Here is a 14,618-nt window from a genome sequence, read left to right as displayed (position 1 = left end):
TATTGTAAACTATATTGATTATTACAACAACAAACGAATTAAGGTAAAACTAAAAGGACTCAGTCCTGTGCAATACAGAACTAAATCCTTTCAATAATTATTTGTCCAACTTTTTGGGGTCAGTACAAAAGATCCCGACCTCACTTTTTATTAGCAATCAAACTTTGACGCGGTAGATGATTGAACTTTTTGTTCGTCTTTTATACTCTTCGAAAATCAAATTCAAACCACGTCAGCGTCACCTTGCCGTACTCAGGTACAGCCTGCGGCTAGCTTCCTAGTTTGCTCTTTGATTTTCATTGAGTATTAGACTCCAAAAAGCTCCTAATCATCCTCGCGGGGCTGGGACTACGAAATCGAGACTTTGTCTATCGATTTCTGTCACACCGCCTTTTGTTATCTTCTCTGTAAAATCTATTTTAAAAAAATTGGATACAGTTTGTATTCAAAAAATTGCTATATTATAATTTGATAGTAGAATTAAAATTTTAGCATAATTTCATGAAAATTTTCTGAATGGTCAAAGGTTACTACAAAGTAGAAAAAAAGTCCAAAAAATAAGGTAAAGTAGTAGCTTAAAAGTAAGAAATGGGGTAGAATGGAGGAAGTTACTTTCGGTAATTTAGAATCGAATTGACTGACAAATCTTTTAGGTGTAAATGTTGTTACATCAACGATTTTACTAAACTATTATATTTTTTTTGTTTTCAAAGTATAATTTTATCTTATATTTGAAACTAGATGAATTTGAATCAGTTTTTGAAAAGAGCCCTCATATAGTTTTTGAATCCGAGCAAATGGTATTCCTATGTCTTCCAATCTTGCTAAAATTGATGAAAAACGATATGATAGAATGAAAAAAGCGAGGTGAAATATGGACCAAAGACGGATTCAAATAGAAACACAGCAGATTCTTGAAGATGTACTAGACAAGGCTTCTTTACAGGAGGGAGCACTATTTGTCTTGGGTTTGTCTTCGAGTGAAGTGCTGGGAGGACACATCGGAAAAGATTCGAGTCAGGAAATCGGTGAACTAATTGTCAAGACTATGTTGGAACTGTTGACGGCTAAGGGAATTCACCTGGCTGTTCAAGGTTGTGAACATGTCAATCGGGCTTTAGTTGTTGAACGAGAAGTAGCTATAAAACATCAGTTGGAGATTGTGAGTGTACTCCCGACCTTACATGCAGGAGGTTCTGGTCAATTGGCCGCCTTCCGCTATATGAAGGATCCCGTGGAGGTCGAATTTATCAGGGCAGATGCTGGTCTAGACATTGGTGATACAGCTATCGGTATGCATATCAAACATGTTCAGGTACCCATTCGACCAGTCTTAAGAGAGATTGGTCTGGCTCATGTGACAGCACTTGCTAGTCGACCAAAACTCATTGGAGGGGCGCGTGCTCAATATCCAATAGATCACATTAGAAAGATTTAAAATGAAAAACAGAAAAATGCAGTTTGATAGAGTCATTAAATACTCTATTCGGAAGTTCTCAGTTGGTGTAGGTTCTGTGGTTATCGGGACATTTCTTTTGGGGGCAAATAACTTTTTAGTTGAAACTGTTGCAGCTAACGAAGTAGCGACACCTAGCCAAGTTCATTACCGTTATTTGGCTGAGCAAGAATTGACAGAAGCAGAAAAAGCTTTGATCCATCGCGAACTTCCTTCTGATTTAAAGCAAGATGATGTTGTCTATCTTGTTTACAGAAAGAAAGAAATGAATTCTCAACAATTGCCTAACACTGGAAGCAAGGAGTTGGCATTGGCAACTCTCGGTTTTGCAACAGCGTCTATGGTTGTCGTTGTGATGTCTAAAAAACACCGCAATAAAATGTTGGGTATTCTCTTTATTGGAGCTCTAGGTGGTAGTTACTTTATCCCTCAGTCAGCTCAAGCATTTGAGAATAAAATCTTAGTGTCTTATAACCAAACGATTGCTGCAAGTAGTCAAGAGGACTTAGCCAAAGGTGTCATTCAGATCGAAGGATACGAATACGTAGGTTACTTTAAAGCATCAGATTTCCAAGAACAACCAGAACAAATTGCTACTGCTAAGGGAACGCAAGAATCAGGCCATGAAGGTGAATCTCTGGTTCAACCAGAATTGCCAGCCTACACAGGTGAGATTAGTACTAAAGGAACTCAAGAATCAGACCATGAAGGTGAATCTCTGGTTCAACCAGAATTGCCAGCCTACACAGGTGAGATTAACGCTAAAGGCACGCAAGAATCAGGCCATGAAGGTGAATCTCTGGTTCAACCAGAATTGCCAGCTTACACAGGTGAGATTAGTACTAAAGGAACTCAAAAATCAGGCCATGAAGGTGAATCTCTGGTTCAACCAGAATTGCCAGCCTACACAGGTGAGATTAGTGCTAAAGGAACTCAAGAAAAAGATCACGAAGGTGAGTCTTTAGTTCAGTCAGAAGAACCGGCTTATAAACCTGAAGAAAGTGCTAAAGGCACCCAAGAAGCAGGTCACGAAGGTGAATCATTAGTTCAGCCAGAATTGCCAGCCTACACCGGCGAGATTACAGCAAAAGGAACCCAAGAAGCAGGTAAGGAAGGTCAATCCTTAACGCAACCCGAATTACCAGAGGCTACAGTAGAGTCTAAAGGAACCCAAGAAGCAGGTAAGGAAGGTCAATCCTTAACGCAACCCGAATTGCCAGAAGCTACAGTTGCAGTTAAAGGCACCCAAGAGACAGGCAAAGAAGGTCAATCTTTAACACAACCCGAATTACCAGAAGCTCTAGTAGAAGCAAAAGGTACTCAAGAGGAAGGCAAAGAAGGTCAATCCTTAACACAACCTGAATTACCAGAAGCTACGGTAGATGCCAAAGGAACTCAAGAATCTGGCAAAGAAGGTCAATCTTTAACACAGCCAGAATTGCCAGAAGCTGTGGTAGAGTCTAAAGGAACTCAAGAGGCAGGTAAGGAAGGCCAATCTTTAACACAACCAGAATTGCCAGAAGCTGTGGTAGAGTCTAAAGGAACCCAAGAGGCAGGCAAGGAAGGTCAAGCACTTGTTCAAAATCAATTACCTGAGTATAAGGTGACTGAGGGAACCCTTGTTGAAGAATCAACTACAGAAATTGACTACAAAACTGAAACGACTGAGGATCCAACTAAGTATACAGACGAAGAAACTGTCCTACGAAATGGTGAAAAAGGAAGTCAAGTTACAAAAACAACCTATAAAACGGTAGAAGGTGTCAAAACTGACCAAGTTCTTTCAACTAGCACAGAAGTGACCAAGGAGCCTGTAAATCAACAGGTAAGTCGTGGGACAAAACCAATTGAAGGAACTCTTGTAGAAGAAAGTCTTGAAACGATTCCATTTAAGGAAAAGGTTGAAGAAGATGATCAACTGAAAAAAGGCTTAGAAGTTGTAGCTCAAGAAGGTAAAGAAGGTCAGAAAAAAATTACCAAGACCTTTAATACCGTCAAAGGAGTTAAAACAGAAGACGCTCCAAAAGTTACAGAGGAGATCATTGAAGCACCTCAAGACCGAATTTTGAAACGTGGTACCAAGACCTTTGAAAAACCAGTATTGACCATCACTGCAGTTGAACCTAAGGATTTGAAACGTACTTCAGATGTTAAATACAGTCTAGAAAATCCAAGCAAGGCGGCCATTAAATCTATCACCTTAACTCTGAAAAAAGGTGATGAGATTGTGAAAACATTGAGTGTTTCACCTGACAACTTGACAGCTAGCCTGACAGATCTGCAATACTACAAGGACTACAAGATTGCGACCAAGATGGTTTACGATCGTGGAAATGGGAACGAAGAAGTTGTTCTCACGGAAGAACCACTGCGACTTGATCTCAAAAAAGTCGAAGTCAAAAACATTAAGGAAACAAGCCTTATCAGTGTTGATGACCAAGGTGTAGAAACTGATAATAGTCTCTTGTCAGCAAAACCATCAGATGTTAAACCTTATTACTTGAAAGTGACAACTCATGATAACAAGGTGACAAAACTTGCTGTTGATAAGATTGAAGAAGTCACAGTTGATGGTAAAGCATTGTTCAAAGTCACTGCTAAAGCACCAGACCTAGTTCAACGTAATGCAGATAATCAGTTTACAGAGGAATATGTCCATTACTTTGCTAAACCAAAAGCCCATGAAGGTGATGTTTATTACGATTTCAATGATCTTGTAAAGGCCATGCAGGACAATAAAAATGGAACATTTAAACTAGGTGCTGATCTTAATGCAGCTAATGTTCCAACACCAAATAAACAATATGTACCTGGTAAGTTTAGTGGAACTTTAACAAGTGTTGAAGGAAAGCAGTACACAATCCACAATATGGCTCGTCAATTGTTCGATAATATCGAGGGTGGCTCGGTTACAAATATTAACCTAGGTAACGTTGATATCAATATGCCTTGGGCTGAAAATATTTCAGCACTTGCAAGAACGATTAAAAATGCTACAGTTGAGAATGTCAAGGTGACTGGTAGTGTTCTTGGTAAAGATGGTATTGCTGGTATTGTCAATAAAGCAGATGTTGGTGGCCTACTTAAAAATGTCGCATTCATTGGTAAACTTACTGGTGTTGGTGACAAAGGCTGGGATATTGGTGGTATTGCCGGTGAAATTTGGAGAGGGAATATCAAACACGCTTATGTAAATGCTGATATTACAGCAAATAAAGCTCGTGTTGGTGGTCTTCTTGCTAGATCTGATAATGGTTCGGATCCTAATGGAATCGACAAGTATGCTTCTGTTCGTAATGCTGTTACTAAAGGAACCATTAATGTTAAGACACCTGTTGAGGTTGGTGGATTCATTAGTAAAAACTGGACATGGGGTAGAGTTGCTGATACTGTTTCAATGATGAAAGTTGAAAATGGTGAAGAGTTCTACGGTTCAAAAGACTTAGACGAAGAAGACGGTTACTATACAAACGATTGGATTGAGCGAAACTATGTTGTTAAAGATGTCAGCTCTGGTAAACGTTCATTCAAACGTTCTCGTACTAACAGAATTCAAGAAATCAGTCTTGAAGAAGCAAATAAAAAGATCGCTGAATTCGGTATCACTGCTGATACGTTTGAAATTAAACCTCTTGTTGAGGATACTCTCAATAATAAGAAAGTAAAAGCTGATACTTATAAAGATACTCAAGATTACGATGCCTCTCGTGAACTTGCCTACCGTAATATCGAAAAATTACAACCTTTCTATAATAAAGAATGGATCGTAGACCAAGGAAACAAACTTGCTGCAGGTAGTCCTCTCTTGACTAAAGAAATCTTGTCTGTAACTGCCATGAAAGGCAATGCCTTTGTGACAGAATTGGCTGATGCTGACCACATTTTGGTGCATTATGCTGACAAGACCAAAGACATCTTTACTGTTTCTCTGAAAGAATCTAAGGTTAAACAAGTGAAAGAGTACAGCATTGCTGAACTTGGAGAAGTTGTTTATACGCCTAACATGGTTGACAAAGACCGTAGCGATCTTATCAATGCTATCGTTGAAAAATTAAGTCCAGTTGAGCTACAATCAGATCCAATTTACCAAAAACTTGGTAGAACAGGACCAAATAAAGTTAACGCTATCAAAGATCTTTACCTAGAAGAAAGCTTCAAAGAAGTCAAGGATAATCTGGCTAAATTTGTGAAACAGTTGTTTGAAAATGAAGATCATCAATTAAACACAGATGAGGCTGCTAAACGTGCTTTGATCAAGAAAATTGATGATAACAAGGCAGCGGTTCTCCTTGGTCTATCTTACCTTAACCGTTATTACGGAGTAAAGTTTGATAACTTCAATATCAAGCAACTCATGTTGTTCAAACCAGACTTCTATGGTAAAAATGTAAGTGTGTTAGACTTCTTGATTCAGATTGGTTCTAAGGAAAGTAACATTAAAGGTGATAGAACTCTAGAAGCTTATCGTGAAGCTATCGGTGGAGTTATCGGTATCGGCGAGTTAAACAGTTTCTTAGACTATAATATGCGTCTATTCACAGAAGACAAAGATCTAAATGATTGGTTCATTAAAGCAACTAAAGATAATGTATATGTCGTTGAACCAACAACTACAAATCCTGCATTCGCAGATAAGAAACACAGAGCTTATGAAGGATTAAATAACGATGTTCATGGTAAGATGATTCTTCCACTATTAAACTTAAAAGATGCTCATATGTTCCTAATCTCAACATATAACACTATGGCATACAGCTCATTTGAGAAATATGGCAAGTATACTGAAGCTGAGCGTGAGGCATTCAAGGCTGAAATTAATAAAGTAGCTAAAGGTCAACAAAATTACCTAGATTTCTGGTCACGTTTATCATTAGATAAAGTTCGTAATCAATTATTGAAGAGTCAAAATATGGTACCAACTCCAGTATTAGATAACCAAAACTATAAAGGAATTAGTACTGATCGTTATGGACACACTGCTAGCGGTAAAGATGTTGCTCCAGTACGTGAATTATATGGACCAACAGGTCGTTATCATGCAACAGATGGACGAATGGGAGCAGTAGCTCGTGTTTATCCTAAACCATATAAAGATGATTCGGTGTTCTTCATGGTGACAGATATGATTAGTGACTTTGGTATTTCAGCCTTTACACATGAAACAACTCACGTAAATGACCGTATGGTATATCTAGGAGGTTCGGGACACCGTGAAGGTACTGACTTAGAGGCATTTGCACAAGGTATGTTACAATCTCCTGCTGAATCAAGTCCAAATGGTGACTTTAAAGCACTAGGATTAAATATGGCCTATGAACGTCCGAATAACGGAAACCAATGGTATAACACTAATCCAAATGATCTTGCATCTCGAGAAGAGATCGATCATTACATGAAAGGTTTCAATGATACGCTCATGCTTCTTGATTATCTAGAAGGTGAAGCCGTTCTTGATAAACGCGATAAAGAACTAAACAACGCTTGGTTCAAGAAAGTTGATAAGAAATTACGTAACGCTAATACGAAGAACCAATACGACGAGGTTCGTAATTTGAATGCAGAAGAAAAAGAGTATAACTTAACTTCTGTTAACGATCTGGTAGAGAAAAACTTCATGACTAAGCACGGTCCTGGTAATGGTACTTATGACCCAACTGGATTTGGCTCTGCCTATGTAACGGTGCCTATCACTGCAGGTATCTATGGTGGTAACACAAGTGAAGGAGCTCCAGGAGCAATGTCATTCAAGCATAATACCTTCCGTATGTGGGGTTACTTTGGATATGAAAAAGGCTTCCTAAACTACGCTTCAAATATGTTAAAAGCTGAATCTAAAAAAGCTGGTAACGCTACTTTAGGTGACGACTTCATCATTAAGAAAGTTTCTGATGGTAAATTTACTTCTCTAGAAGCTTGGAAGAAAGAATACTTCAAAGAAGTTGTTGATAAAGCAAAAGCAGGATTTAACCCAGTTACAATCGATGGTACTACATACAGTAGTTATGATGACTTGAAGAACGCATTTGCTGCAGCCGTTGAAAAAGATAAGGCTACTCTAAGTAAGGGATCTGTCAAATTTGACAACACCGTTTCACTTAAAGAAAAACTTTTTAAGAAACTTCTTCAACAAACAGATAGCTTTAAAACTTCTATCTTTAAATAATCCAAAACTCTCATCTGCTTAGCAGGTGGGAGTTTTTTGTAATCAAGAAGCTTAATGATTTTCCAAACAGATTCTAAGTATTTTTAGCAAGGTAGGTATATAATAGAACTATAAAGCAAATATCTATATTCATATGATAACGAGGAAGGTGATGAAGATGAAAACATGGCAAGCAACTGTATTGGTCTGCACTAGTTTGTTTTGTCTATCAGCTTGTAAAAATCAGACAACAAGCGAAACTGACAAACAAAATGGAGACAAACAAGCGCAAGTTAGCTCTCAGGTAGCAAAAAAAGGAGAAGTAGTTCCAGATTTTGAACTCACGGGAGTTGATGGGAAAACCTATCGCCTATCAGATTATAAGGGCAAAAAGGTCTATCTCAAATTTTGGGCATCTTGGTGCTCTATTTGTCTAGCCAGCCTCCCTGATACCGATGAGCTGGCTAAAGAAGTGAGTGATGACTACGTCATCTTGACAGTCGTTTCTCCTGGTCAAAAAGGCGAGCAAGCAGAAGAAGGCTTCAAGAAATGGTATCAGAGCTTGGACTATAAAGATTTACCAGTTTTGTTAGACCCTTCGGGACAACTTTTGGCGAGTTACGGAGTTCGTTCTTATCCGACTCAGGCCTTTATTGATAAGAAAGGTAAACTAATTAAGACCCAGCCAGGTTTTATGGACAAGGAAACTATTTTACAGACGCTAAAAAGAATAGATTAGAGGCTCATCATGAATGATAAATTAAAAATAATTGTATTCATAGGAATCATCATTTGCATTATTATTGGAATTCTATTTCTTTTGGAAAAAAGGAGCGCTAGCTACACAGATACTACTCAAATCGAGAAGGCAGCAGTTAGTCAAGGACAAAAGGCCAAGAAAAAAACTGAGCCAAGTAAAGATGCTGACTTACATGAAATCTATCTAGCGGGAGGTTGTTTCTGGGGAGTCGAAGAGTATTTTTCACGAGTAGCGGGTGTGACAGATGCGGTCTCTGGCTATGCGAATGGGAGAGGAGAAACAACTCAGTATGAATTAATCGGCCAAACCGGGCATGCTGAGACTGTTCATGTGACCTATGATGCCAATCAGATCTCTTTAAAAGAAATCCTACTCCATTATTTCCGCATTATCAATCCAACCAGTAAGAATAAGCAGGGTAATGATGTGGGGACTCAGTACAGAACTGGAGTCTACTATAAGGACGAGCAGGACCTAGAAGTCATCAATCAAGTCTTTGATCAAGTTGCTCAGAAGTACGATCAACCTCTAGCGGTTGAAAAGGAAGCCTTAAGAAATTTTATCGTGGCTGAGGACTACCACCAAGACTATCTCCAGAAAAATCCTAATGGATATTGCCATATCAATGTCAATCAAGCATCCTATCCTGTTATTTATGCGAGTAAATATCCAAAACCGAGCGACGATGAATTAAAAAAACTACTGTCTCCAGAGGAGTATGCCGTGACTCAAAACAGTCAAACAGAACGGGCCTTTTCAAATCGTTACTGGGATAAATTTGAAGCAGGTATTTATGTGGATGTGGCAACTGGAGAACCTCTCTTTTCTTCGAAAGATAAATTTGAATCGGGCTGTGGTTGGCCAAGTTTTACCCAGCCTATCAGTCCAGATGTTGCGACCTACAAGGAAGACAAGTCTTATAATATGGTCAGAACAGAAGTCAGAAGCCGAACAGGGAATTCTCACCTAGGACATGTCTTTACAGATGGACCTCAGGACAAGGGAGGTCTACGCTATTGTATCAATAGTCTGTCCATTCGCTTTATTCCTAAAGATCAAATGGAAGAAAAGGGTTATGCTTATTTGTTGGATTATGTAGAGTGATCTTGAGAATATAAAAAAGTGTTTACTAGAAATACATTTTAATTCATAAGAAGTGTAGAATTTGGATTTTAGAAGCGGTTGGGCAATTTAATCGAACGTGTTGGGATCACTCCTGAAAATTATTGATTTTGAAAATAAGTAAGGTGAAAGCCATCCGTTTTTCAATGCTTGAAGCTATCTACTAATAATTAGATCGCTAGCCAGATGATTTATTGGAATATCTACCAAATTAAAAATGTTCGATTTATAATGAGGCCTTGATGCTTCTAGATTATCTGGAAGGAGAACGAGTTCTCGCTAAGAATGATCTGGCTTTGAAGAAGGCTTGGTTCAGCAAGATGACTAAGCAGATGCGTTATCAGGATAATAAACTCCTTGCTCCTAACCAGTGGGACTATGTCCGTCCATTGACGGATGAGGAAGCCAAGACTCAGCTAAATTCTGTGGATGACCTCATCAAAAATAACATTATTACCAATAGGCATTATCAGGGAACTTACCGACCAGAAGAACTCAAGACAGCTTATGTCAATGTCAAGATGGTAGACGCTATCTATGGTGGAAATACAAGTCAGGGAGCTCCAGGAGCCATTTCCTTCAAGCATAATGCCTTCCGTATGTGGGGTTATTATGGCTACGAAAATGGTTTCCTAGGTTATGCTTCTAATAAGTACAAGGATGAGGCGTTAAGCGAGGGGCATGATACCCTTGGAGATGATTTCATCATCCAGAAGGTTTCGAAAGGCAAGTTCCAGAACTTGGAAGAATGGAAGAAGGCCTGGTTTGACGCTATTATTGCCAAGGCAAAACGTGGAATCCATAGTTTTGAAATTGATGGTCAGCAAATTGATTCTTATGAGAAATTGCAAGACTTGTTTGACCAAGCAGTAGAAACGGATTACCGAAACTTCAAGTATGGAGGCTCAGTTGCCAATTATACAGTAGCTCTGAAGAAAAAAGTCTTCCAAAAACTATTGCAGGTCACAGATGCATTTTCATCTGAACTCTTTCCTAAAGGATAGATAAAAAATCGGTGTGATAAAAGAGAATGCTATGTTCAGATTTTCTTAGAAAGTGACATCTACTTTATCATTCTCAAAGAATAAAATTGCCAGATCTCCTGTTGGGGTCTGGCTTTTATGGTATACTTAGGATATGCATAGAAAAACAGTGATTGATTTTAGGGCTTTGGGTGAGCGATACACCTTTACTAAGCCTATCAAAGAGTTAAAAACGAGAGATTTAGCAGAAGTAGCAGACTTGCTAGCACAGGTGGAAAGCTACCAAGAACAGGGATATTACCTAGTAGGATATATCAGCTATGAGGCCGCGCCATCTTTTGAGGAGAAAATGGTAGTCCACAAAGCTCCTTTACTGGGAGAGTATCTCCTCTATTTCACTATTCATGACAGCGTTGAAAAATCTAGCATTCCTCTGACTTATGAGGAGGTGGATTTGCCATCAAACTGGCAGGAAGTAACATCTGCAGAGGACTATGAAAAAGCCATTGCCCAGATTCACCATCATTTGCGACAAGGGGATACTTATCAGGTCAACTATACTGTCCAACTCAAACAGAATTTAAGTGCCAATCCTTTTGCTATCTACAATCGCATGGTGGTAGAGCAGGAGGCAGGTTACAATGCCTATGTTGAACATGACGACATGGCAGTAATTTCCATGAGTCCAGAACTCTTTTTTGAACAAAATGATCGTGAATTGACAACTCGTCCTATGAAGGGGACGACTAAACGTGGTCTGACTGATGCTGAAGACTTGAAAGAGGCAGTTTGGTTAGAACAGGATCCCAAAAATCGATCAGAGAATATGATGATAGTGGACCTCTTGCGCAATGACATGAATCGTCTGTCTGAGGTGGGAAGTGAGCATGTGGAACGTCTGTGTCAAGTAGAACAGTATTCTACAGTTTGGCAAATGACTTCGACCATCAAGAGTCAGTTACGACCAGATATTGACCTAGTAGAAATCTTCCGTTCACTCTTTCCATGTGGTTCCATCACAGGAGCACCCAAGATAGCGACCATGGAAATTATCAAGGACTTGGAGCCCCAATCTAGAGGAGTTTATTGTGGGACGATTGGTATCTTGCTTCCAAATGGGCGCCGGATTTTCAATGTGGCTATTCGAACCATTCAACTGCATCGAGAGCAAGCCATCTATGGAGTCGGTGGAGGCATCACTTGGGATAGCACTTGGGAAGCAGAATACCGTGAAGTCCAGCAAAAGGCTGCTGTTCTTTACCGAAAACAGCCTCGTTTTCAACTGATTACGACAGGAAAAATCAGTCAGAAAACCCTGCTCTTTGAAAATCAACATCTAGAAAGACTGCAAAAAGCAAGTCGTTACTTTGCCTTTCCTTTTAATGTAGAAGACTTGAGACAAAAGATAGAGGAAGAGTGTCAAGCTTGTGACTTTCATCAAGACTACCGTTTGCGAATCAGTCTCAGCAAGTCTGGAAAAATAGAAATTGATCGACAAGTATTGACACCATTTAGTTCTGGCTTCTGTCAGGCTAAACTTTGTCTGCAAGAAGCTGATTTGCAGCAGGCCTTTACCTACTTTAAGACGACACACCGACCGCATTTGACAATGGGAGAGAATGAAATTATTTATCATACTGCTGATGGAAAATTGCTTGAAACCTCTATTGGCAATCTGGTTTTGAAAATGGATGGGAAATTCTATACACCGCCAAGTCAACTAGGTCTTTTACCAGGGATTTATCGTCAACACTTGCTTGAAAGCGAACAAGTAAAAGAGAAGGTCTTAACCATAGAAGATTTGAAGCGAGCAGAAACTGTATACGGATGCAATGCAGTTAGGGGCTTGTATGAGTTATCATTACAGGAGAACTAAATGAAACTTATATTTTTACACGGTTTGGGACAGTCCGCAGATAGTTGGAAAGAAGTTCAGGATTTACTGGCAGATTATCCTTCTGAAACCATAGAGTTATTTCCTACCGGAGTTGGGACCTACCAAGAAGCCAAAGAGCGCATTTATCAACACTTAACAGAGGAGACAGAACCTTTTGTTTTAATCGGTTTGTCTTTAGGGGCTGCACTAGCGTTGGAGCTTTCAAGTTCTGAGATACCAAATCTTCAGGCCTTGGTTTTGTCAGGATGTCCATTGAAATTAGCAGGTAACATTCCTTTTTACATTCAGTTGCTGATATTTAAATTGCTTCCTAAGAGGATATATGAGAAGCAGGGGGCAGATAAGGCTCTTATGGTTGGAGTTTCTGAGGAATTAAAAACACTTGATTTAAGAGAGATTGCACGGAATTGTCCCTATCCAAGCTTGTTAATTTGTGGTAGTCAGGATAAGCCTAATCTCAGTTCAATGAAAGCTATTCAAGAACTGATGCCAGATTCTCAGTTTCAGATCATCCCTGACGGCCCTCATGTCTTGAATAAGGCAAAACCAAAAGAGTTTGCAGAATTAACCAGAAATTTTCTTGAATTGCAGAAATAAGTTTGATAAAATAATAAAGAAGTGATAAATCATAAAGGAGATAAAGATGAGTCAAAAGATTATTGGGATTGACCTTGGTGGAACTTCTATCAAGTTCGCTATTTTAACGCTGGAAGGAGAAATCCAAGAAAAATGGTCTATCAAGACTAACATTTTGGATGAAGGAAGCCATATCGTAGACGATATGATTGAAACTATTCAACACCGTTTGGGCTTGCTTGGATTGTCTGTTGAAGATTTCGGTGGAATTGGTATGGGGTCACCTGGTGTGGTTGACCGTGAAAAAGGAACTGTTATCGGTGCCTACAACCTGAACTGGAAAACTCTTCAACCAATCAAAGAAAAAATGGAAAAAGCATTGGGTATTCCATTCTTCATTGACAACGACGCCAACGTGGCAGCTCTTGGTGAGCGCTGGATGGGTGCTGGTGAAAACCAACCAGATGTTGTCTTTATGACACTTGGTACAGGTGTTGGTGGCGGTATCGTAGCAGAAGGTAAATTGCTTCACGGTGTTGCAGGTGCTGCAGGTGAACTTGGACATATCACAGTTGACTTTGACCAACCAATCGCATGTACGTGTGGTAAAAAAGGCTGTCTTGAGACAGTAGCTTCAGCAACAGGTATTGTCAACTTGACTCGCCGTTACGCAGATGAATACGAAGGCGATGCAGAGTTGAAACGCTTGATTGATGATGGAGAAGAAGTAACAGCTAAAACTGTCTTTGATTTGGCAAAAGAAGGAGACGACCTTGCCTTGATCGTTTACCGTAACTTCTCACGTTACTTGGGTATTGCATGTGCCAACATCGGTTCAATTCTAAACCCATCAACAATCGTTATCGGTGGCGGTGTATCAGCTGCTGGAGATTTCCTTCTCCAAGGTGTACAAAAGGTTTATGATGAAAATACCTTCCCACAAGTTCGTACAACAACGAAATTAGCTCTTGCAACTCTAGGAAATGACGCTGGAGTTATCGGGGCAGCATCACTTGTCTTGCAATAATGCACATGAATCAAGAGCTTGGTTATTGATCAAGCTCTTTTTAAGTTGAAGTTGTTAGAATAAAGTAATAGCTCACTAATGATAGGAGGAGTTTTGGATGAATACTGCAGAGCAATCCATGGTTGATTTAGCCTTGTCTATTGCTAGGCAAGCTCATGAAGGGCAACTGGATAAGGCAGGAGTAGATTATATAGAACATCCAATCTATGTAGCAAGCCAAGTTGATACTGAAGAAGAAAAAGCAGTGGCTCTGCTACATGATGTTCTTGAGGATAGTCCTATTACAGCTGAAGAATTACTAATTGCAGGTTTACCGGTGGAAGTTGTTACAGCTGTTAAGCTTTTGACAAAGAAACCAATGCAAGATTATCAAGCATATTTGGAAACTGTAAAGACAAATCCTCTAGCACGAGTAGTAAAATTAGCTGATCTAAAACATAATTCAGATTTATCGAGATTGCCTTCTATTAGTGCAAAGGATAGGGAAAGATTGAAGAAATATAAAAAGGCTATGGATTTTCTGAGCAGTGTACTGACCCCAAAAAGTTGGACAAATAATTATTGAAAGGATTTAGTTCTGTATTGCACAGGACTGAGTCCTTTTAGTTTTACCTTAATTCGTTTGTTGTTGTAATAATCAATATAGTTTACAATA

The 14,618-nt window shown here is 39.3% G+C and carries 11 protein-coding genes; 10 read left to right on the top strand and 1 reads right to left on the bottom strand.

What is annotated here, in order from left to right:
• The 10 genes from QM450_RS10075 to QM450_RS10030 form a co-directional block, all read left to right on the top strand.
• The coding region (locus QM450_RS10075; protein ID WP_174720586.1) for an IS3 family transposase at nucleotides 1–97 on the top strand (97 nt) is incomplete at its 5' end.
• Nucleotides 98–874: 777 nt separating this feature from the next.
• Nucleotides 875–1,438 carry a TIGR01440 family protein gene (locus tag QM450_RS10070; RefSeq protein WP_153225322.1) on the top strand — a complete coding sequence of 188 codons (564 nt, stop codon included), beginning with the start codon at nucleotides 875–877 and terminating at the stop codon, nucleotides 1,436–1,438.
• A gap of 1 nt (nucleotide 1,439) precedes the next feature.
• Nucleotides 1,440–7,619, top strand: coding sequence for a ZmpA/ZmpB/ZmpC family metallo-endopeptidase (locus tag QM450_RS10065; protein ID WP_414320511.1), 6,180 nt, complete (start codon nucleotides 1,440–1,442; stop codon nucleotides 7,617–7,619).
• 157 nt (nucleotides 7,620–7,776) lie between these two features.
• Entirely contained in the window at nucleotides 7,777–8,337 is a 561-nt protein-coding gene (locus tag QM450_RS10060; RefSeq protein ID WP_414320510.1) for a TlpA family protein disulfide reductase, read from the top strand.
• 9 nt (nucleotides 8,338–8,346) lie between these two features.
• On the top strand, nucleotides 8,347–9,462 hold the full coding sequence (msrB, locus tag QM450_RS10055) for a peptide-methionine (R)-S-oxide reductase MsrB (RefSeq protein ID WP_414320509.1): 1,116 nt from the start codon (nucleotides 8,347–8,349) through the stop codon (nucleotides 9,460–9,462).
• Between the two features lie 257 nt (nucleotides 9,463–9,719).
• Complete coding sequence (locus QM450_RS10050) at nucleotides 9,720–10,484, top strand: ZmpA/ZmpB/ZmpC family metallo-endopeptidase (RefSeq protein ID WP_414320508.1); 765 nt, start codon at nucleotides 9,720–9,722, stop codon at nucleotides 10,482–10,484.
• Between the two features lie 133 nt (nucleotides 10,485–10,617).
• On the top strand, nucleotides 10,618–12,339 hold the full coding sequence (gene pabB / locus QM450_RS10045) for an aminodeoxychorismate synthase component I (protein WP_414320507.1): 1,722 nt from the start codon (nucleotides 10,618–10,620) through the stop codon (nucleotides 12,337–12,339).
• Entirely contained in the window at nucleotides 12,340–12,957 is a 618-nt protein-coding gene (locus QM450_RS10040) for an alpha/beta fold hydrolase (RefSeq protein WP_414320506.1), read from the top strand. It begins immediately after the preceding gene.
• 46 nt (nucleotides 12,958–13,003) lie between these two features.
• On the top strand, nucleotides 13,004–13,963 hold the full coding sequence (locus QM450_RS10035; RefSeq protein ID WP_414320505.1) for an ROK family glucokinase: 960 nt from the start codon (nucleotides 13,004–13,006) through the stop codon (nucleotides 13,961–13,963).
• 97 nt (nucleotides 13,964–14,060) lie between these two features.
• Nucleotides 14,061–14,528 carry a GTP pyrophosphokinase gene (locus QM450_RS10030; RefSeq protein WP_414320504.1) on the top strand — a complete coding sequence of 156 codons (468 nt, stop codon included), beginning with the start codon at nucleotides 14,061–14,063 and terminating at the stop codon, nucleotides 14,526–14,528.
• On the opposite strand, the gene QM450_RS10025 is transcribed toward QM450_RS10030, so the two are convergent.
• Nucleotides 14,522–14,618: IS3 family transposase (locus QM450_RS10025; protein WP_174720586.1), on the bottom strand; the 97-nt coding region annotated here is incomplete at its 5' end. The two genes, QM450_RS10030 and QM450_RS10025, sit on opposite strands and share 7 nt — an antisense overlap.

This window comes from Streptococcus infantis (assembly GCF_047464615.1).
Classification (GTDB): domain Bacteria; phylum Bacillota; class Bacilli; order Lactobacillales; family Streptococcaceae; genus Streptococcus; species Streptococcus infantis_Y.
The sequence above is the reverse complement of the archived record's forward strand: the minus strand, read 5'-3'. Positions and strand labels throughout refer to the sequence as shown.

Bases quoted from the DNA above. Each gene is read 5' to 3' on its own strand.
- QM450_RS10070 (WP_153225322.1), top strand. From the start codon at position 875: ATGGACCAAAGACGGATTCAAATAGAAACACAGCAGATTCTTGAAGAT.
- QM450_RS10065 (WP_414320511.1), top strand. From the start codon at position 1,440: ATGAAAAACAGAAAAATGCAGTTTGATAGAGTCATTAAATACTCTATT.
- QM450_RS10060 (WP_414320510.1), top strand. From the start codon at position 7,777: ATGAAAACATGGCAAGCAACTGTATTGGTCTGCACTAGTTTGTTTTGT.
- msrB (WP_414320509.1), top strand. From the start codon at position 8,347: ATGAATGATAAATTAAAAATAATTGTATTCATAGGAATCATCATTTGC.
- pabB (WP_414320507.1), top strand. From the start codon at position 10,618: ATGCATAGAAAAACAGTGATTGATTTTAGGGCTTTGGGTGAGCGATAC.
- QM450_RS10040 (WP_414320506.1), top strand. From the start codon at position 12,340: ATGAAACTTATATTTTTACACGGTTTGGGACAGTCCGCAGATAGTTGG.
- QM450_RS10035 (WP_414320505.1), top strand. From the start codon at position 13,004: ATGAGTCAAAAGATTATTGGGATTGACCTTGGTGGAACTTCTATCAAG.
- QM450_RS10030 (WP_414320504.1), top strand. From the start codon at position 14,061: ATGAATACTGCAGAGCAATCCATGGTTGATTTAGCCTTGTCTATTGCT.